Genomic DNA, 20,114 nt, shown 5'->3' with positions numbered 1-20,114 from the left:
TTGACGCAATGAAGCCATACCATTTACTGTTTTTTCTTGTGTTGTTCCTGATGGGTGTTCCAAGAGCCTTTTCACAAAGCAGCGCGGAGTTGAAGAGAAAGAAGGAAGCGATACAGCGGGAAATAGACCTCTTACAAAAAAATGCAAATAAGGCGGCCAATAATAAAAAATTGACATTAGGGCAGATCAATGCAATAAATGCAAAGATCCGGCTGATGCAGAATAAGATCGGGGTCATCAACTCTGAAATCAAGAACCTCGACAACCAGATACACCAGAACACAAATACCGTAAATAACCTTAAGGGCCAGTTGAGTCAGTTAAAGAAGGAGTATGCGAGTATGATCCGGTTTGCACAGCGTAACCAGAATGCTTATGACAAGATGATGTTCATTTTTGCTGCCCAGGATTTTAACCAGGCCTATAAACGGATCAAATACCTTCAGCAGTTTGGACAGTACCGCAAGAAGCAGGCAGGTTATATTCAAGGGAAGCAAAAGGATTTGAATGCAGAGATCGTGGTATTGGACAAGAACCTGAAGGAAAAGAGCAGCTTACTTCAGGAACAGGAGCAGGAGAAAAGCAAGCTCGGTAAGAATAAATCAGAGCAGTCAGCGGTTTTCAACCGGTACAGCAAGCAGGAAAAGCAGTTGAAGCAGGACATTGCGGCAAGGGTTAGACAGCGTGCCCAGCTGGATCGAAGCATACGTGCTGCAATTGCCAGGGAAATTGAGATTGCGAGGCGAAAGGCAGAGGAAGAAGCCAGAGCGGCGGAACGGGCTGCTGCGGCAAAGGCGAAGGCGGAGAACCGCCCCGTACCTGTAACCGAAGAAAAGCCCAGGTCGAGCGGATCTTACCTGACTGCGACTCCTGAATCGGCACGTTTGTCTTCTCAGTTTGAAGGAAACAGAGGCTCGCTGCCATGGCCTGTGGCCACAGGAACTATCGTTGAAAGTTTTGGGCGGCACATGGAAGGACAGGCAAGTTACACCAATGACGGTGTCAATATTGAAACAACAGAAGGTGCGGCAGTGCGGGCGGTATTCAATGGAGTAGTCAGTGCAGTAGATTCGCAGCTTGGGAGATACTATGTACTGATCAAGCACGGAGAGTATTTTACCGTTTATCAGAACCTGAAATCTGTGAGTGTTTCCCGGGGCGATAATGTGACCACCAAACAGACGATCGGGGTTGTTGCAAATACTGACGGTACACCTCAGCTTCAGTTCCAGATCCGGAGAGGGATAGCCGCGCAAAATCCTGAAGGCTGGATTGCCAAGTAAATTGGGTGTTTAAATTCACTATATTTGTATAAAACCAATTAGATAAACAAGAAACGATGTATAGAGGGACGATTATTGAATTTCTGAATATGGGCGGCGGTGAGATTATGCTGATCCTGGCCGTAGTGCTTTTGTTATTTGGAGGTAAAAAATTACCTGAACTGGCAAGAGGCCTGGGGAAAGGGATCCGTGAGTTTAAGGATGCCTCGGAAGGCGTGAAGCGTGAAATCCAGAGAAACATAAATGCCGTAGGTATTGAAGAAGATGTCAATGCTATCGTAAACGAAGTGAAGGATACATCTCAAAGCAGATATCCGGGCAACGAAGATGTTGTTGCTCAAAACCTGCAGGACAGGGAAGATAAAATAGAAACAGATAAGACTAACCTTTAATTAAAATATCATGTTGAATACAACAATACTGGCTGCATTGGGCACTACGGAAATCGTTCTGATCCTTGTGGTTGTTTTACTGCTCTTCGGCGGCAAGAAGATTCCGGAACTGATGCGTGGCCTTGGCAAAGGAGTGAAAGAGTTTAAGGACGGAAAAGAAGGCGTGGATGACACCAACAAGCCAGCCTAAACAGAAGAAATATCAGTCCCTGGCGGAAATCAGGGCGCTTATCGCACAGAAGACACTTACTGTTCCTGAGCTCCTGGCACACTATCTGGAGCAAATCCGCGAAAATGAATACCTGAATGCCTTTAATGGCGTATTCGAACAGTCTGCAACAGCACAGGCTGAAAAGGTGCAGGCTAAGATTGATGCAGGAACTGCCGGGAAGCTGGCAGGTATGGTGATCGGTATTAAAGATAATATTTGTTACAAAAGCCATGAGGTAACGGCATCTTCAAAAATGCTTGAAGGGTTTGTCTCGCCTTATTCAGCCACCGTCGTTGAGCGTCTGCTTAAGGAGGACGCGGTAATCATTGGCAGGTTAAACTGCGATGAATTTGCAATGGGCGGGTCGAACGAGACCTCTTATTACGGTCCGGTGAGGAATGCGGCCGATACGGAAAGGGTAGCAGGCGGGTCTTCAGGAGGCTCTGCTGTCGCTGTCCAGGCGGGGTTGTGTCTTGCGGCCCTGGGCACAGACACCGGCGGATCAGTGCGTCAGCCTGCTGCGTTCTGCGGATGCCTTGGGCTGAAGCCTACATATGGGCGGATATCCAGGTACGGTGTAATCGCTTATGCCTCATCATTTGACCAGGTGGGCACGATTACGAATTCCGCAACTGATGCAGCGGTATTGCTGGAAGTGCTTGCCGGTGCTGATGACTATGACAGCACGGTATCAAGGTTAGCTGTACCTCCCTATACAGAACATTTGGAGAAAAAAACAGGAAGCAGGCGTATAGCAGTTCTTAAGGAGACTTTGGACAGCGGTGTTCTGGACCATTCTGTAAAGGATGCTGTAGAAGCTGCCCTGGAAAGGTTCAAGGCACAGGGCCATGTTGTAGAGTATGTTTCTTTTGACTTGCTTGACTATCTTGTCCCGGCCTATTATGTTCTGACTACAGCCGAGGCTTCTTCAAATCTTTCCCGGTATGATGGTGTACATTACGGTTTCCGCGATACTGAAGCCAGGAACCTGAATGAACTTTACCGGAAATCCCGGGCAGCAGGTTTCGGTGATGAAGTCAAAAAGAGAATTCTTTTAGGGACCTTTGTGCTGAGCGCCGGTTATTATGATGCCTATTACCAGAAGGCGCAGCAGGTGCGGCAGCTCATCCGTGAGAAGATGGAAGAAATGCTGGAGCATTATGATTTAATTGTTTCACCTGTCGCCCCGACCCCTGCTTTTAAGTTGGGTGAGCATATGGAAGACCCGCTGGTCATGTACATGGCAGACATTTTTACAGTTCTGGCTTCGCTGACAGGTATTCCGGCAATAGCTTTGCCGCTGGACAATAATCAGGAAGGTTTGCCGTTAAGTATTCAGCTGATGGCACGGCATTTTCATGAAGATACCTTACTTGCGTTTGCGCATCAGTTTATGAACGTGTATGTAAACTAAACAAAGACCAAAAGCGCTCTGCCTGCCTATGAACAAAAAAATACTACTGGTATGCTATTGTATCCTGGTGCTGCTAGGCTTTTCTGCGTCTGCCCAACAATCCTTTACCCTGAACGACACCGTTCCGCTGCCTGATGTAGGTGATGTCCCGAAATTCAACGCTTATCACTACGTCTTTAAAAAACGCCTGGATTCTATTCAGACGACGGTACCCTTGTCTTATAATGAATATGTTCAGGAATACATAGACATCTATGCGGGCCGGAAGGAGATGATTGGAAAGATGCTGGGCCTGTCAGACTATTATTTTCCGATTTTCAGCAAGGCACTTAAAAGTTATAATGTTCCTGAGGAGATAAAATATCTTCCTGTAATTGAGTCTGCAATGGATCCGTATGCGGTTTCAAGGGTAGGCGCGACAGGACTCTGGCAATTTATGTTTACAACCGCCAGAGGTTACGGTCTGAGTATAGACCGCTATGTTGACGAACGCAGGGATCCCATACAGGCGAGCTATGCAGCAGCGGCTTATTTCAGGGACGCCTATGAGGAACTGGGTGACTGGTTGCTTGCGATTGCAGCCTATAATTGCGGCATGGGCTGTGTAAAACGGGCTATGGAGCGTGGCAACACCGCAGATTTCTGGGAATTGAGAAACTATCTTCCAAAAGAGACACGTAACTACGTTCCGGCTTTTATCGCCGCTTTATATGTGATGAACTGTGCAGATAAACATGAGATCATCAAGCGCGCCGCTCCTTTCCGCCTGGAGACGGACACTATTCTTGTAAACCGTTTTGTATCTATTCCTGATCTGGCGAAGACGCTGGAGATTAGTGAGGCCGAACTTTGCAGCCTGAACCCTTCTTATAAGAAGAAGCTGGTTAACGGGACGAACGATGCCCCTAAGCGACTTGTCTTACCAAGGACAGGCTTTGAAGCCTTCGCACGTGTTTATGCGATACTGAACAGCGATGAACATCCTGCAGAAGCGAAACTGCTGCTGGCCGCAAACATGGATAGCGAACGCAGGAATCCGTTAAAGCAAAAGCCTGCCTTTATTTTGCACCGGGTATTGAAGGGACAGAACCTGAGCGTAATAGCGGACAAATACCATGTTGAAGTTCAGGATCTGAAGGTCTGGAATGGATTAAGGTCCGCTGCCATCATGCCCGGTCAAAAGCTGAAGATTTACCTCGAGGACAATTTCCGGGGGCGTAAGAGTTAGTGATACCGGACGCTTTTTGGTAAAACCCGAATTAAAAAGAATTGTAAATTTGCTGCTTGACATCTGAATCGCTATGAGTAAAACCAACAGGAAGCAGGATGCCCTGGACTATCATTCCCAGGGAAGACCTGGAAAGATAGAGGTTGTCCCTACAAAGCCCACCAATTCCCAAAGGGATCTTACGCTGGCCTACTCTCCCGGAGTAGCCGAACCTTGCCTTAAGATTGCTGAAAATAAGGAGGATGTGTATAAATATACCGCAAAGGGAAATCTTGTAGCCGTAATCAGCAACGGGACCGCTGTTTTGGGACTTGGTGATATAGGCCCGGAAGGCGGTAAGCCAGTAATGGAAGGCAAGGGGCTTTTGTTTAAGATCTTTGCCGATATCGATGTATTTGATCTGGAGCTGGATGTCCGCAGTGTAGACGATTTTGTAAGGACGGTTAAGGCGCTGGAGCCGACTTTTGGGGGAATAAACCTTGAAGACATCAAGGCGCCGGAATGTTTTGAAATTGAGCGGAGACTGAAGGAGGAAATGAATATTCCGGTCATGCATGATGACCAGCATGGTACAGCGATCATTTCTGCCGCTGCATTGTTAAATGCGTGTGAGCTTCAGAAAAAGAAAATGGACCGGATCAGGATTGTGGTCAACGGAGCGGGGGCCGCCGCGATTTCCTGTACGCGGCTGTATGTGTCCCTTGGGGCAAAAAAGGAGAATATTGTCATGTGTGACCGTTCAGGTGTAATCCGTGCGGACCGGCAAAAGCTCGATACTGTTAAAGCGGAGTTTGCGACCTTAAGGAACCTGCATACCCTGGAAGAGGCGATGAAGGATGCGGATGTTTTCATCGGCTTGTCTTCTGCCAATTGTGTAAATGGTGAAATGCTGAAGTCTATGGCGAAGAACCCGATTGTATTTGCTATGGCAAATCCTGATCCGGAAATTGCTTATGAACTTGCGGTAAACTCACGCAGGGACCTGATCATGGCTACAGGACGTTCGGATTACCCTAATCAGGTAAACAATGTACTGGGCTTTCCTTATATTTTCCGGGGTGCTTTGGATGTTAGGGCTACCGGTATTAATGAGGAAATGAAAATTGCTGCCGTCAGGGCAATTGCAGAACTGGCAAAGAAGCCGGTCCCTGAGGCGGTCAACATGGCTTATAACCAGAATAACATCAAGTTTGGAAAAGATTACATTATTCCAAAGCCGATGGATATCCGGCTGCTGACCAATGTTTCTATGGCGGTGGCGCGGGCAGCGATCGAATCAGGTGTGGCAAGGAAGCAGATTACAGACTGGGATGCTTATCAGGAAGAACTTGAGCGCAGGCTGGACGGGGAGAATGTGATCATGAGGGCCATTACAAACAAGGCAAAATCTGATCCTAAGCGCGTGGTATTTGCGGAAGCGGATAATTATAAAATACTGAGGGCTGCCCAGATTGTCAGGGATGAGCATATTGCGATTCCTATCCTGCTTGGCAACCGCGTTGCAATTGAAAAAATCATCGCTGAAAATGCGCTTGAACTGGAAGGAGTACAGATCGTCGATCCGGCTGAAGATCCGGAAAGGGTAACGAAATATGCAGAGGCACTTTACAGAAAGCGGCAGCGCCGCGGAGTGACCCTCACGGAAGCAGTTAAATTGTTACGTGACCGGAATTATTTCGGTGCTTTTATGGTAGAGTTTGGGGATGCAGATGCCCTGGTCTCCGGGCTTACGAAGAATTACGCCACGACCATTAAGCCTGCCCTGCAGGTTATCGGTACCGAGCCCGGTGTAAACCGTGTAGCGGGTATGTACATGATGATGACTAAAAAGGGGCCTGTTTTTTTTGGCGATACTACAGTCAATGTGAACCCATCTGCGGAAGAACTGGTTGATCTGACCTTGTTGCTGGAAAAGGCAGTCAGACGGTTTAATATACAGCCCCGGATCGCTTTGCTGTCCTATTCAAATTTTGGGTCCAACGACGGGGACATTCCGGAAAAGGTCCGTAAGGCGACCGGCATATTGCATGAGCGCCATCCGGATATTATAGCAGATGGGGAGATGCAGGCGAATTTCGCCATGAACAGTGCGATGATGCAGGATAATTTTCCATTCAGCAGACTTGCAGATGCACCGGCAAATACCCTGGTGTTCCCTAACCTGGAATCTGGTAACATCGCTTACAAGTTATTACAGGAGCTGGGTGAGGCTGAGGCAGTAGGGCCTATCCTGCTGGGACTTAAAAAGCCGGTACATATTGTACAATTGGGAAGTTCGGTAAGAGAAATAGTGAATATGGTCACTATTGCGGTATTGGATGCACAGGGAAAGGAAAGGGACCAGGCACCTGAAAAGAGCGGAAGATTAAAAAAGGATTCTAAGAAGTAGTTATGTTTGAATATATAGATGGCAGGCTCACCTTTAAGTGCCCCACTTACGTTATTGTTGAGGCCGGAGGCATTGGTTATCACATTAACATATCGCTGAACACCTACAGTAACCTCGGTGATGATGAGCGTTGTAAAGTATATACCTGGTTGCATGTGAAGGAAGATGCACACACGCTTTATGGTTTTGCGGATGAGGGAGAAAGGCGACTGTTCCTGCACCTGATCTCTGTTTCCGGGATCGGGCCGGGTACAGGACGGATGATGTTGTCTTCCATTACACCGGTGGAAATACAGTCGGCGATCGTCACCGGAGACCTGCCGCTGATCCAGCGAATCAAAGGCATTGGCGCAAAGACGGCTCAGCGCCTGGTGCTGGAGCTGCAGGACAAACTGAAGAAGGAAGGTCAGGGTTCGCTGATTGCGGCTCCGCTGAGAACAACTGCCCGTGAAGAAGCGCTTTCTGCTTTGATCATGCTTGGTTTTGCGAAACCCGCCTCTGAAAAAGTGCTCGACAATGTAATAAAAACCGGAGGACTTGAACTCCCTGTAGAACAAATGATAAAACTGGCCCTCAAAAATCTATAATTAACTCTACCCTTGAAAAATCTTTTAACGCTGGCCCTCTTCCTCACTCTCTGTTTTTACGGGGCAAGCGCTTATGCCCAGGTCAATCCTGTGAAAGCCCCTAGTGATACGGTGAAAAACCCATTCGGCCTCAGGGAGAAGCAGCGTCTGGGCATCAGGTCGCTGAACAGCCCTTTTTATCCTACACCTGAAAATGTTCGCAGAACGGTAGAGTATGATGCAGTGAACAAGCGATATATCATCAGGACGCTGGTGGGTGACCGGTTATATGGACCACCGCAGTATCTGACGGTAGAAGAGTATCAGCGACTCATCAACAGCGAGATCAAGCGGGAAAACTGGAGGCAATTTTCTGACCGGGAAGTAAATGAGGTGAGACGAACGGGGATAATCCCCAGTTTGCAGGTCAACAGCCGTGCTTTCGAAAGGATATTTGGGGGAACGACCATAGATATACAACCCAGGGGGGAAGCGGAGCTTACTTTTCTGGGACGCATCAACCGGAATGAAAACCCGCTGTTCAATGAACGGCAGCGGGTACAGGGAAATTTTGATTTCAATCAGCGCATACAGATGGATGTGATCGGCAACATCGGTACGAAGATGAAGGTCAATATGAACTACAATACCGAAGCGCAGTTTGACTTCGAAAACCAGATCAAACTGGATTATACCGGCGGTGAAGATGATATTATTAAGAAGATTGAAGCAGGTAATGTGAGCCTCCCGTTAAATACTACGCTGATCAACGGTACGCAGGCGCTCTTCGGTGTCAAGACACAGCTGCAGTTTGGCAAGCTGATGGTAAACTCCGTCTTTACCCAGCAGAAGTCTCAGTCAAGGGAGATAAAGATCAATAATGGGGCGCAGCAGAACGAGTACAGGATGAGCGCAGACAATTACGAGGCGAATAAGCATTATTTCCTGGCCCAGTATTTCAGAGATAACTATAATCGGGCGCTTTCCAATCCGCCGACAATTACCTCAGGGGTGATCATTACAAAAATAGAGGTCTGGATTACCAATAAATCCGGAAGCACCCAGGATTCCAGGGATGTGCTGGGATTTATTGATCTGGGCGAGAACAGACCCTATAATACTGCACAGCTTTCGGGTGCGGGGTATTCTGCACTCCCTTCCGGATTTACAAACCCTACTTTTCCAAGACCATCCAACAACCTGTTGGAACTGCTCCCAGCAGATGCCAGGCAGACCAATTCCAATGCAGTGATCTCATTCTTTCAGGGCAAGGGGGGGACAGATAACTTCGCTAAGCTGACTTATGCAAGAAGGCTGACCGAAAGGGAATTTACTTTTCATCCGAAGCTGGGTTATATTTCACTGAACAACGCATTGAACACGGACGAGGTACTTGCGGTTGCTTATCGCTACACCTATAATGGAGTGGAATACCAGGTGGGAGAATTTTCTACGGATATCCCTTTTGACCAGGCTGCCCCCAAAGTACTGTATGCCAAATTGCTGAAAAACGAAACTACAAAAACGAATCTGCCGACCTGGGACCTGATGATGAAGAATATCTATTCAATCGGCGGATATCAGATCAGTTCGCAGAATTTCAAACTGGATATTTTCCGGATAGATGAGCGGACTGGTATCGAACGCCCCGTAATTACCGAGGGCGAAAAACTGGACAAGGACAGGAAACCACTGAAGGACAAACTCTGGATACAGGTAACGGGACTTGACCGTCTGAACCAGCAGGATGAGGCCAGGCCCGATGGTATCTTTGATTTTAAGGCAGAAAACAGGCCCTTTGGTGAAAATACAAGCACTGCTTTAGGTGCATCGTCCGTAATACCTGGCAGTTTGAATGGCAACAATACGGCTGCGGCTGCAATGACCAATACGGTCAGTGGCTATGTCACGATAGATCCGTTGAACGGCCGGGTCATATTCCCGGTAATAGAACCCTTTGGTAAAGACCTCGCTGACCAGTTCCTGCCGACGGAACAGTCGCTGGCTGACAGATATGCATTTACTGCGTTGTACGATTCTACCAAAGTGATCGCTCAGCAACTTTTTACGAACCAGAACCGTTATATCATAAAAGGCAGTTACCAGTCCGAGGTTTCGTCAGAATTTAGCCTGAATGCAATCAACGTACCTGAAGGATCGGTAAAGGTGTTTGCCGGGACCATTCCATTGCAGGAAGGTACAGACTTTACTGTAGACTACCAGGGTGGAAGGGTGAAGATACTGAATACAGGCGTGCTGATGTCCGGGCAGCCCATCAGGATCTCTACGGAGAATAATGAGCTTTTCGGCCTTCAGCAACGGTCTTTGTTCGGTACGCGTCTTGATTATAAGGTGAATAACAAGCTGAATCTCGGCGGAACTTTTATGAGCCTTTCGGAGAAGCCGCTGACGCCTAAGGTAAACATCGGTGAGGAACCCATTTCCAATACGATCTGGGGTGTTGACCTGAATTACAGCTCTCCTTCCAGATTCCTTACAAGACTGGTGGATAAATTACCACTGATTTCTACCAAGGCTCCTTCGAGCATCGCTTTCTCGGGAGAATTTGCCCAGTTGCTGCCGGGGCATCCGAATGCATTGAATTTTGCCGGCGATAAAGGAGGAACAAGTTACCTGGACGATTTCGAGGCTTCCCGTTCGGTGATCGACCTCAAAAGTGCAGTGCCATGGCAGATATCCGGTACGCCGCAAATGTTCCCTGAATCGCAGGACATCGATAAACTGAGCTACGGATATAACCGGGCCAGGATCGCATTTTATAATATTGACCCGACCTTTTATAACCGCAACGCAAGTACTACTCCTGCAAACATCAGAAATAACAGGGCCGAGCTTTCTAATCATTATGTACGTGAGATCATTGAGCAGGAGGTATTTCCCTTTAAGGAAACCAGTACCGGTCAGGCAATCACCTTACCCACCCTCGATGTCGCTTTTTATCCCACGGTACGCGGACCATATAACTATACGCCTACCGGTTTCGGTGCAAACGGCGCCCTGAACAATCCCCGTTCAAGATGGGGCGGCATGTTCAGAAGGATCGAATCCAACGACTTTGAGGCACTCAACATTGAGTTTATAGAGCTATGGGTAATGGACCCCTTTATCTATAAACCCAATGCTGCGGGTGGGGATCTGTATTTCAACATCGGTAACATTTCAGAAGACATTTTAAAGGATGGCCGTAAATCATTGGAAAATGGTTTGCCTGCAGATGGCGATGTTTCCAAATATGATGAAACTTCCTGGGGCCGGGTACCCAAGCTACAGCCGGTGGTCCAGGCGTTTGACAATGACCCCAATGCGCGGCGGATACAGGATGTGGGCCTTGACGGCTTATCTAACCAGGACGAGCGCGTGAAATTCGCTGCGCAGATCGCTCAGATCAAAGCCCAGCTGAACCCCGACGCTGCCGCAGCCCTGGATAATGACCCCTCTTCCGATGATTATTCTTATTACCGGAGCAGGGAACTCGATGCCGCCAACGCAGGTATCCTGCAACGCTATCAGCGTTATAATGGCACCGAAGGTAATGCCAAGACGCCGCAGCAGAGCCAGGAAGACTTTGGCGTAGAAAATTCTGCTTCTACTTCCCTGCCGGACGGAGAAGACGTGAACAGAGATAATAACATGACCCAAAGCGACGAATACTTCCAGTATAAAGTTTCCATGCGTCCGGGAGACCTCATGGTAGGGCAGAACTTTGTAACGGATAAGGTGACCTCGCAGGTTAAACTGGCCAATGGCACGACGCAGCCGGTGACCTGGTACCAGATCAGGATACCTCTGGCACAATACCAGCAGCGGGTAGGCAATATACAAGACTTTAAATCAATCCGCTTCCTGCGATTGTTCATGACCAATTTCACCGATACCGCTGTACTCCGTTTCGGAAAGATACAGCTGGTGCGCGGCGAATGGCGGCAATACAACGCCGCTAATGATGCCGATAAGGTCATTGCAGACCAGAGCCTGGTCCCGGCCGCTCCCGATAATTCTACCATTGAAGTGGCCACTGTCAATATTGAGGAAAATGGTAAACGTACGCCGATCCCTTACGTATTGCCTCCCGGAATAGAGCGTGAAAGGGATTTTACCAATTACCGTGGTGATACCAGGCAGAATGAGCAGTCGCTTGCAGTGACTGTGAAAAATCTTCGCGACGGTTACGGACGGGCAACGTTCAAGACGGCGATCAATGATTTTCGTTCTTACAAGCGCCTGGAAATGTATGTACACCTGGAGGCACTGGGCAATTCCCCTTTGAATGACAATGATGTACATGCGTTCCTCAGGATAGGGACGGACAACCAGGACAATTATTATGAGTATTCGCAGCCGCTCAAAGTAACCAATCCGGGAACCAGTGACCCGTATGCGATATGGCCCGACCAGAACAAACTGGATATAGCGCTGGAGCTGTTTCAGAAGGCAAAGATTGAAAGGAACAGGGCCTTGCTGAACGGTCAGCCCTGGCCGGTGAATATTCCTTTTGATTACGTGGTGAACGGGAAAAAAATCACCATTAAGGGCCAGCCGGATATGAGTAAGGTCCGGGTGTATATGCTGGGGATCAAGAATCCGCTCCGTAACGGTGCGAGCCCGGTCGGAGATGACGGGCTGGATAAAAACGCGGTGGTATGGTTCAATGAACTCAGGCTGACACACTTCGACGAACGTGGCGGATGGGCCGCTACGGCAAGGATGAACGCACAGCTTGCGGATTTTGCTGACGTTAATGTTTCGGGAAGTAAGTCGACCGTCGGTTTCGGTTCGCTGGAATCCCGGGTAAGCGAACGTAACCGGGCCGACAACGTCTTCTTTGATATTTCTTCCAGTATGGAGCTGGGCATGCTGCTGCCTAAACGGAGCGGGGTAAAGATCCCGATGTTCGTCAGTTATTCAAATCAGGTCAGCACACCGCAGTATGATCCCAGGACGCCGGATATTGAATTGAAGACCGCACTGGAGGGTGCAACCCAGGCACAGAAGAAAGAAATCCTGGATTATGCCCAGGATTATACCAGACGTAACAGCATCAGTTTTACGAATGTGAGAAAGGAGCGGACAGACCCTGATAAAAGACCGAAGCTCTGGGATGTGGAAAACCTCAACGCCAGTTATGCGTATACCAAGTTCTACCATCGGGACTTTATCAACCAGAATAATGTCCAGGAAACTTACCGGGCGTCTCTTGCCTATAATTACGCAGGACAATCGAAAAGCTACCAGCCTTTCAGCAAACTGATCAAGTCCAACCTGATGGCGCTTCTGAAGGACTTTAATTTTACCTTGCTGCCCAACGCCATCAACTTCAGGATTGACGTAGAGCGGTATTTTTCAGAAAACAGCCTGAGGAACAATGACCCCGCAAATTCAATACCCGTCAATACCACGTTCAACAAGAATTTTCTGATCACCAGGGTATATGGCATTTCCTGGAACCTGACGCGGTCGCTGACCCTTGATTTTGACGCGACCAATTACTCCATAGTAGATGAACCTGAAGGCAGGGTAAACGGCTTGAAACGCGATACGGTATGGGAAAACCTGAAGAAGCTCGGGCGTACCACAGACTATAGCCATACCATGAACATTACCTATAACCTGCCGGTCAATAAGATACCGGGTATGGAATGGGTAAATGTGGCCACACGTTACGGAACGAATTTCAACTGGCAGACAGAACCGCTGTCGACGTTGAGGAACCCGGAGATCAACCTGGGCAATACGATCCAGAATTCAAGGATCATACAGGTAAACCCTAATCTGAACTTTGCGAGCCTGTATAACAAATTTGGGTTTATCCGGAAAGCCGGTAAAGATGGCTCGGGGCCCGGATTCTTGCTGGGCCTGTTAACCGGTATCAAGAACATTACAGGAAGCTACGTAGAGAACAAGGGCATTTATCTGCCTGGCTTCCTGCCCAGGAGCAGTTATTTTGGACTGGATGAGGCAACAGGAGCACCGGGACTGGCCTTTGTACTGGGTAGCCAGCGTGACATCAGGGCCGAGGCCCTGGCTGGTGGCTGGATCACCAGGGATAGCTTACAGACCCAGCTTTATGTCAATACCCTGCGCGAAGACCTGGCTTTCACAAGCTTGGTAGAGCCATTAAAGGACCTGACCATCACGCTGACAGCGACTAAGAACAGGACACTTAATTTTTCTTCAAACCTGAGGTATAATTCCGATGCCGCTGCATTCCAGAATCAAAGCCCCTATACCACGGGAGATTACAGTATATCTTTCATTACCCTTCGCACCGCATTTTCGGAAAATTCGGGCAGTACAGTCTCCCGGTTGTTCAATCAGTTCATGGCCAACCGGGAGATCATTTCCCAGCGGCTGGGCACATTAAACCCAAATTCCTCCGGGAGCACCGGAGGTTTTGCCGATGGCTATGATAAGAATGCCCAGGATGTTGTCGTTTCTGCCTTTATTGCGGCCTATACCGGGAAAGATGCTTCATCGGTAAGTTTAAATGCATTCCCCAAGATTCCTTTGCCTAACTGGCGGCTCAATTACCGCGGCCTTACCCGGATCGGGTTCCTGGCCGATCGCTTCTCTTCAATAGACATCAGGCATTCCTATCGTTCCATATACAGTGTAAACAGTTTCAATTCGCTGATCAGGTATGGCGAGACCAATGGATATTCCAGTGTAAGGGATGCTAACGGTAACTTTTTGCCGGTTTATCAATATAGTCAGGTAACCATTGCCGAGCAGTTTGCCCCCTTGGTAGGAATCGATACCCGGTTCAAGAATAACCTGACGGCAAATTTTGAACTGGGCAGGTCGAGGATGCTGGGGCTTAGCCTCGCCAATAGCCAGCTGGCCCAGCTTTCTGAAAACAACCTCGTCTTTGGACTGGGTTACCGCACCAATAAGTTCAGGTTTCCTTTCGGACTTTTCAAGGGACTGAAAATGGACAACAACATGGACTTTAAACTGGATGTAGCGGTGAGGGACAACAAAATGGTAATTTTCAGGCCGGATGTCACGGAGGCCGAGGTATCTTCAGGTTCGCAGAACATTACTTTCAGGCCAAGTGTAGATTATATCCTGAACCAGCGCTTCAATATCCGCCTGTTCTATGATTCCAATATTACCAGGCCTTACACGTCTCAGACATTCAATACTTCTTTCAGCAATTTCGGGTTCAGTTTAAGAATTACGCTGAATTAAGATTGTGAGTGATTATCAGATTATTTACCTTTGGCGCGTGCATAAGTAATTAACTTAACAACATAAAATAAGACAAATGAATTTTCCAGCAGAATTAAAGTATACCAGAGATCATGAGTGGATCAGGGTAGAAGGGAACGAAGCCTACATCGGCATTACAGATTTCGCACAGCGTGAGCTGGGTGATATTGTTTACATCGACATCAATACTGTCGGTGACGAGGTAGGTAAGGATGAAGTTTTCGGTACTGTTGAAGCCGTTAAGACCGTTTCTGACCTTTTCATGCCTGTAACGGCTACGGTACTGGAATTCAATGCTGAGCTTAATGATGATCCTGAACTTGTAAATTCTGATCCCTACGGAAAAGGATGGATGGTAAAGGTCTCGGTTGCCGATCTTGACAGTGTGGATGGCCTGCTGAGCGCAGCGGCTTACCAGGAATTGGTCGGCGCTTAGCGATGAATATGTTGGAACGCATTAAATCCCAGATATGGGCCATTCTCTGGACGGCCGTTATCCTGGTCATGTGCAATATGAAAATGCCTGATACCTCCGGATCAGGCTTTTTTTTTGAGGGATTCGATAAAATGGTGCACCTGGGCTTTTTCTATGTGCTGACCATTTTTCTTTTTTTTGGTAAGATCAGGTACCAGCATAATTATAGTTTCAGGTCGCTGACCATTTTTAAGGTTATCCTCATCGGAGCTGCCCTGGGCGGTTTTATCGAGCTTGTGCAATGGAAGATATTTACCTATCGGTCTGCAGAGTGGTGGGATTTCGGTTGCGACATGGTGGGTGTTTTCATGGGTGTGTTCAGTTTCGTACTTTTACACCTGTTCAATTACGAGAAACGGTAACGACACATGAGAAAATCAGCCATTTTACTTGCCATCCTGTTATCCTCGGCTATGCTGTCCGGTTGCGGGCTGTTCAGACCGGGATGTAAATGCCCTAAGGTAAGCTATCGGCAAATTCCGGCAACAGCTTCAACTCCCGCACGCTGATTATCCGGACTCTTATTTGGAATTATTATAGATAAAGGTTAAATTGCCGCTTTATTTATACCTGATAAAAAGATGAAACTTTCACAGCTAAATCCGGGAGAACGCGCAACCATCGTATCCTTCACTGATCTTGAAATGTCGGTCAAACTGATGGAGATGGGGTGTCTTCCCGGCGAACAGGTGGAAGTGGAGCGGTTTGCGCCTATGGGCTGCCCGATTGCGATCCGGGTATCCGGCTATCAGCTCTGTCTGCGCAAAAGCGAAGCATCTATTATTATAATCGAACAATAAGTTGGCGGATAATTTAAAAATTGCATTAGTCGGAAACCCGAATACCGGGAAATCTACGCTCTTTAACCTGCTTACTGGATTAAACCAGAAAATTGGTAATTTTCCAGGCATTACGGTTGATAAGAAAGTAGGTTATACCCGGCTTGCCGACGGCAGGCAGGCAGAGGTTACCGATCTTCCGGGCACTTATAGCCTTTATCCCAAAAGCGGCGATGAAAAGATCGTGCTGCAGGTGCTGGCCGATCGGAACAGCCCAAATCATCCCGATATTATCGTTGTAGTAGCAGATGCCACTAACCTCAGGAGAAATTTATTGTTGTACACCCAGGTAGCAGATCTGGGCATACCGTTGATATTGGCGCTGAACATGACCGATATGGCCACGAAGGAGGGAATTGACATCAATGTCGATAAACTCTCCGAAAGACTGGGCGTCCGGGTAGTCCCGATATCGGCCAGGAGCAATATCGGCCTCGATCAGTTGAAGCAGGCCATCAGTAACACCAACAAGATCCCTACACAGGCTCCGGGTGCAGACCTTCATACCATTGCTCCGCTTGCTATCGAAGCAGCGAAAAAGATACTGGCTACAGACAATGCCTACCTTGCCCTGCAGTTGCTCCACCAGCACCAGTCATTAAACCTGCTTAGTCCGGAACAGCACGCTGCATTGGAAAAAATCAGGACAGAACATGTGTTTGAATCTTCGGCACTACAGGCCGCTGAGACGATTGCCCGTTACCGGTATCTCGGGTCGGTGCTGAGCGGTGTCATTACAGATACCGGGGCGAAACGTAAATTTGCCACGAGCGACCGGCTGGACACCATACTGACCAACCGCTTCTGGGGCTTCATTATATTTATCGCCATCCTCTTCTTTATCTTCAACTCTATTTTTTCCTGGTCGTCCTATCCAATGGACCTGATCGAATATACGTTTGTATGGCTCACCGAATATGGTCATCGGCACCTTCCGGAAGGTATACTGACAGACCTGCTGCTGGACGGTATTGTAGCCGGCCTGGGGGGTATCGTGATCTTTATTCCGCAGATTGCCATTTTGTTTGCCTTCATTTCGATCCTGGAAGATACGGGCTATATGGCCAGGGTTACCTTTATGATGGATAAGATCATGCGCAAGGTCGGATTAAGCGGTAAATCCGTCGTGCCGATGATCGGTGGTCTGGCCTGTGCCGTGCCTTCTATTATGAGTGCCAGGAACATTGAGAACTGGAAGGACAGAATCATCACCATTATGGTTGTTCCGCTGGTCAGCTGCTCTGCCAGGCTTCCTGTTTATACACTGCTGATCTCGCTGGTGGTCCCGGAGAAAAATGTCTGGGGATTTATTAACCTGCAGGGCCTCACGCTGATGGCTATGTATGTGATCAGTATCCTTGCGGCTGTAGTTGTGGCCTATGTGATGAAGCTGATTGTCAAAGCGAAAGAACGCTCTTATTTTATCATGGAGCTTCCGGTTTACCGTATGCCGAGATGGAGTAATGTATTGCTGACGATGTATGAGAAGTCGAAGACATTTGTTTTTGAAGCCGGAAAGGTTATTATTGCCATATCCATCGTATTATGGGTACTGGCTACGTACGGGCCTTCAGATAGATTTGAAAAAATAGACCGGAAGTATACGGCTATTGAGGCTGGAAAGGACAGCGTGCTGATCAGTACACTGGAAAGGGATAAAGCTGCCGAGCGTCTGGAAAATTCCTATGCAGGCATTCTTGGACACGTGATTGAGCCGGTCATCAGGCCACTCGGTTTTGACTGGAAGATCGGTATCGCACTGATCACTTCATTTGCTGCCAGAGAGGCTTTTGTAGGTACTATGGCAACAATCTATAGCGTAGAGGGCGACGATGCAGTAGATACCATCCGCAATAAAATGCGTGGCGCGCGTGATCCGGATACCGGGCTGCCGGTGTTTACCTTTGCAACGGCTTTCTCACTGATGCTGTTCTACGCATTTGCCATGCAGTGTATGAGTACCGTTGCAATCGTATACCGTGAAACCAAGTCCTGGAAGTGGCCGGTTATTCAGCTGGTCTACATGACAACGCTTGCCTATGTAGCCAGCCTTATTGCTTATCAGCTTTTGAAGTAATTACTTATATTGGCTTCATGGAAAAGAAAGATATCCTGGCGCAGTACATGCCTGCGGGGGCAGCCCCTGTAATCGCACGCTGGATAGATTATTTCCAATGTGAATTTAAGATATCGCGTAACCGGAGAACCAAACTTGGGGACTACAGGCACCCGTTCAGGGGTGAAGGTCATAAGATCTCGGTGAACAATGACCTCAATTCCTATGCGTTCCTGGTTACCACAGTACATGAGTTTGCCCATTTGTTGACATGGAATGAATATAAAAATAAGGTAAAACCACATGGAGACGAATGGAAACGTAATTTCAAACGCATGATGGTACCTTTTCTGAACCAGGATATATTCCCCGAGGATATCCGGGTGGCCATCCATCATTACCTGAATAACCCCGCTGCGGCAAGTTGCACCGACCTGAGGCTTTCACGTGCACTGAAGGCCTACGATTTCGGGAAGGAAGACGCTAAGAGACTTGAAGAGCTGCCTGCAAATGCCATATTCAAAATCAAGGATGGCAGAAGGTTCAGAAAAGGAGAGCGCCTCAGGAAACGCTACCGCTGCGTGTCCCTGGATAACGGGAATACCTATCTTTTTAATCCGCTGGCAGAGGTTTCGCCGGAATTATCGTCTGAGGAACTGTTCCTTTCCGTCCATTGACGCGCAAATGACTTTTCCGCAACGACAGGCATGTCCCTGTATTTGCCCCATTTTCTTTTGAACAGGTACTTCAACAGGAAATTCTTGATCTTGCCGCCCACAGCATCCATTCGCGATCGTTTTTGCATACCCACATTCCATGCTTTCCAGCCAATATCTTCTATTTTGGTGTTTTCATGCGCCTTGACGGCGTCCCGCCTGTTGAGCAGCAGCATCTTGTGGATGTCTATTTTTACCGGGCAGACTTCAGAACATTTCCCACAGAGGCTGGACGCATAACTCAGGTGCTTAAAATCTTTCATCCCCTTAAAATGGGGCGTGATTACTGATCCGATCGGACCGCTGTAAGTGGTGTCATAAGTATGCCCGCCGATGTTTTTATAAACCGGGCATGCATTCAGGCAAGCGCCGCACCTGATGCAATACAAGCCTTGTCGCTGCTCCTTTTGTGCCAGGAGATTCGAGCGGCCGTTGTCCAGCAGGAGCACATACATTTCTTCCGGACCATCCGTCTCTCCAGGCTGTCTCGGGCCACTCAGGATACTGTTGTAAACGGTCAGGTTTTGACCTGTGCCATGACTGGCCAGCAAGGGCCAGAATAAGTCTAGATCAGCTATTGAAGGAATTATCTTTTCTATACCTACAATAGCGATATGTACCTTTGGGAAAGTGGTACACAGCCGGGCATTCCCCTCATTTTCAGTTAAAGCAATACTTCCGGTATCCGCTATCAGAAAATTTCCGCCGCTGATTCCAACATCTGCCCTCAGGTATTTTTCCCTCAGGAGCTCACGTGCCTTTTGTACAAGTTGCTCCGGTGTATAATCCAGGGGAGTGCCGAACTTATCGTGGAATACCTTTGCAATTTCCTCCTTGCTAAGATGCATGGCCGGTGTTACGATATGGTAAGGAGGCTGACCCAAAAGCTGCACAATATATTCCCCGAGGTCACTTTCCAGCGATTCGATACCCTGCTTTTCCAGGAAGTCATTGATGTGTATCTCCTCGGTGGTCATCGATTTTGACTTGATGACGGTCTTGCCGCCAACCCTGTTGATAATGTTCAGGATCTCTTTCTGTGCCTCAGCGGCATCATTAGCCCAGATCACCTTACCACCCCGCCGCTGGAAATTTGCCTCAAATTCCGGCAGGTATTTGTCCAGGTTTTCCATGACCCGCCATTTGATCACATGCGCCTTCTTTTTGGAGTTTTCCAGATTCTCAAATTTAGACAGACCGCGTTCGACAGCCATATTATACCTGCCGATATTATAGTTGATGGTTTTGCGGTGCCCCGCGTCGAAAGCCTTCTCATCCGCCTTTATCAAAAAATCTTCAGCAATCTTCGTCATAG

Annotated in this window: 14 protein-coding genes; 13 read left to right on the top strand and 1 reads right to left on the bottom strand. The window is 48.1% G+C overall.

The annotated features are described in order from the left end of the window. The first annotated feature begins 8 nt into the window (after window positions 1-8). From P2W84_RS14730 to P2W84_RS14670, 13 genes are all read left to right on the top strand, one after another. The gene (locus tag P2W84_RS14730) at window positions 9-1,283 is read left to right on the top strand and encodes a peptidoglycan DD-metalloendopeptidase family protein (RefSeq protein ID WP_276090915.1); all 1,275 of its coding nucleotides are present in this window, start codon (window positions 9-11) and stop codon (window positions 1,281-1,283) included. 56 nt (window positions 1,284-1,339) lie between these two features. Then, window positions 1,340-1,675 carry a twin-arginine translocase TatA/TatE family subunit gene (locus P2W84_RS14725; RefSeq protein WP_276090914.1) on the top strand — a complete coding sequence of 112 codons (336 nt, stop codon included), beginning with the start codon at window positions 1,340-1,342 and terminating at the stop codon, window positions 1,673-1,675. A 10-nt stretch (window positions 1,676-1,685) separates the two neighbouring features. Beyond that, window positions 1,686-1,865 (top strand): twin-arginine translocase TatA/TatE family subunit, encoded by a 180-nt coding sequence (tatA, locus tag P2W84_RS14720; protein WP_276090913.1) that lies wholly within the window; start codon window positions 1,686-1,688, stop codon window positions 1,863-1,865. Then, window positions 1,843-3,300 (top strand): Asp-tRNA(Asn)/Glu-tRNA(Gln) amidotransferase subunit GatA, encoded by a 1,458-nt coding sequence (gatA, locus tag P2W84_RS14715; RefSeq protein ID WP_276090912.1) that lies wholly within the window; start codon window positions 1,843-1,845, stop codon window positions 3,298-3,300. Before tatA ends, gatA begins: the two co-directional genes overlap by 23 nt. A gap of 28 nt (window positions 3,301-3,328) precedes the next feature. Then, entirely contained in the window at window positions 3,329-4,528 is a 1,200-nt protein-coding gene (locus P2W84_RS14710; RefSeq protein ID WP_276090911.1) for a lytic transglycosylase domain-containing protein, read from the top strand. A gap of 73 nt (window positions 4,529-4,601) precedes the next feature. Next, window positions 4,602-6,917 (top strand): NADP-dependent malic enzyme, encoded by a 2,316-nt coding sequence (locus P2W84_RS14705; protein ID WP_276090910.1) that lies wholly within the window; start codon window positions 4,602-4,604, stop codon window positions 6,915-6,917. Window positions 6,918-6,919: 2 nt separating this feature from the next. Further along, window positions 6,920-7,504 carry a Holliday junction branch migration protein RuvA gene (gene ruvA, locus P2W84_RS14700; RefSeq protein ID WP_276090909.1) on the top strand — a complete coding sequence of 195 codons (585 nt, stop codon included), beginning with the start codon at window positions 6,920-6,922 and terminating at the stop codon, window positions 7,502-7,504. 12 nt (window positions 7,505-7,516) lie between these two features. Next, a complete protein-coding gene (gene sprA, locus P2W84_RS14695; RefSeq protein WP_276090908.1) occupies window positions 7,517-14,692 on the top strand; it encodes a cell surface protein SprA in 7,176 nt (2,391 codons plus the stop codon). A gap of 76 nt (window positions 14,693-14,768) precedes the next feature. Then, the gene (gcvH, locus tag P2W84_RS14690) at window positions 14,769-15,149 is read left to right on the top strand and encodes a glycine cleavage system protein GcvH (RefSeq protein WP_276090907.1); all 381 of its coding nucleotides are present in this window, start codon (window positions 14,769-14,771) and stop codon (window positions 15,147-15,149) included. 8 nt (window positions 15,150-15,157) lie between these two features. Further along, window positions 15,158-15,550 carry a glycine cleavage system protein H gene (locus P2W84_RS14685; RefSeq protein ID WP_276090906.1) on the top strand — a complete coding sequence of 131 codons (393 nt, stop codon included), beginning with the start codon at window positions 15,158-15,160 and terminating at the stop codon, window positions 15,548-15,550. A gap of 219 nt (window positions 15,551-15,769) precedes the next feature. Beyond that, window positions 15,770-15,988, top strand: a complete 219-nt coding sequence (locus P2W84_RS14680; protein ID WP_276090905.1) for a FeoA family protein — start codon at window positions 15,770-15,772, stop codon at window positions 15,986-15,988. Window position 15,989: 1 nt separating this feature from the next. Further along, the gene (feoB, locus tag P2W84_RS14675) at window positions 15,990-18,104 is read left to right on the top strand and encodes a ferrous iron transport protein B (RefSeq protein WP_276090904.1); all 2,115 of its coding nucleotides are present in this window, start codon (window positions 15,990-15,992) and stop codon (window positions 18,102-18,104) included. Window positions 18,105-18,121: 17 nt separating this feature from the next. Next, window positions 18,122-18,760: a SprT-like domain-containing protein gene (locus tag P2W84_RS14670; RefSeq protein WP_276090903.1), complete on the top strand. Its 639-nt coding sequence runs from the start codon at window positions 18,122-18,124 to the stop codon at window positions 18,758-18,760. Here the strand turns inward: P2W84_RS14670 and P2W84_RS14665 are convergent. Next, window positions 18,688-20,112 (bottom strand): LutB/LldF family L-lactate oxidation iron-sulfur protein, encoded by a 1,425-nt coding sequence (locus P2W84_RS14665; RefSeq protein WP_276090902.1) that lies wholly within the window; start codon window positions 20,110-20,112, stop codon window positions 18,688-18,690. The genes P2W84_RS14670 and P2W84_RS14665 overlap by 73 nt on opposite strands. Window positions 20,113-20,114: the final 2 nt, after the last annotated feature.

The organism is Pedobacter sp. JY14-1, assembly GCF_029269825.1.
GTDB lineage: Bacteria > Bacteroidota > Bacteroidia > Sphingobacteriales > Sphingobacteriaceae > Pedobacter.
Note: the sequence above shows the minus strand (reverse complement) of the source record. Positions and strands in the feature narration are given on the sequence as shown.

Excerpts from the sequence above, each read along its gene's own strand:
- P2W84_RS14680 (WP_276090905.1), top strand. The coding sequence starts at position 15,770 with ATGAAACTTTCACAGCTAAATCCGGGAGAACGCGCAACCATCGTATCC.
- P2W84_RS14670 (WP_276090903.1), top strand. The coding sequence starts at position 18,122 with ATGGAAAAGAAAGATATCCTGGCGCAGTACATGCCTGCGGGGGCAGCC.
- P2W84_RS14685 (WP_276090906.1), top strand. The coding sequence starts at position 15,158 with ATGTTGGAACGCATTAAATCCCAGATATGGGCCATTCTCTGGACGGCC.
- gcvH (WP_276090907.1), top strand. The coding sequence starts at position 14,769 with ATGAATTTTCCAGCAGAATTAAAGTATACCAGAGATCATGAGTGGATC.
- P2W84_RS14725 (WP_276090914.1), top strand. The coding sequence starts at position 1,340 with ATGTATAGAGGGACGATTATTGAATTTCTGAATATGGGCGGCGGTGAG.
- ruvA (WP_276090909.1), top strand. The coding sequence starts at position 6,920 with ATGTTTGAATATATAGATGGCAGGCTCACCTTTAAGTGCCCCACTTAC.
- tatA (WP_276090913.1), top strand. The coding sequence starts at position 1,686 with ATGTTGAATACAACAATACTGGCTGCATTGGGCACTACGGAAATCGTT.
- P2W84_RS14710 (WP_276090911.1), top strand. The coding sequence starts at position 3,329 with ATGAACAAAAAAATACTACTGGTATGCTATTGTATCCTGGTGCTGCTA.
- P2W84_RS14665 (WP_276090902.1), bottom strand. The coding sequence starts at position 20,112 with ATGACGAAGATTGCTGAAGATTTTTTGATAAAGGCGGATGAGAAGGCT.
- P2W84_RS14730 (WP_276090915.1), top strand. The coding sequence starts at position 9 with ATGAAGCCATACCATTTACTGTTTTTTCTTGTGTTGTTCCTGATGGGT.
- gatA (WP_276090912.1), top strand. The coding sequence starts at position 1,843 with ATGACACCAACAAGCCAGCCTAAACAGAAGAAATATCAGTCCCTGGCG.
- P2W84_RS14705 (WP_276090910.1), top strand. The coding sequence starts at position 4,602 with ATGAGTAAAACCAACAGGAAGCAGGATGCCCTGGACTATCATTCCCAG.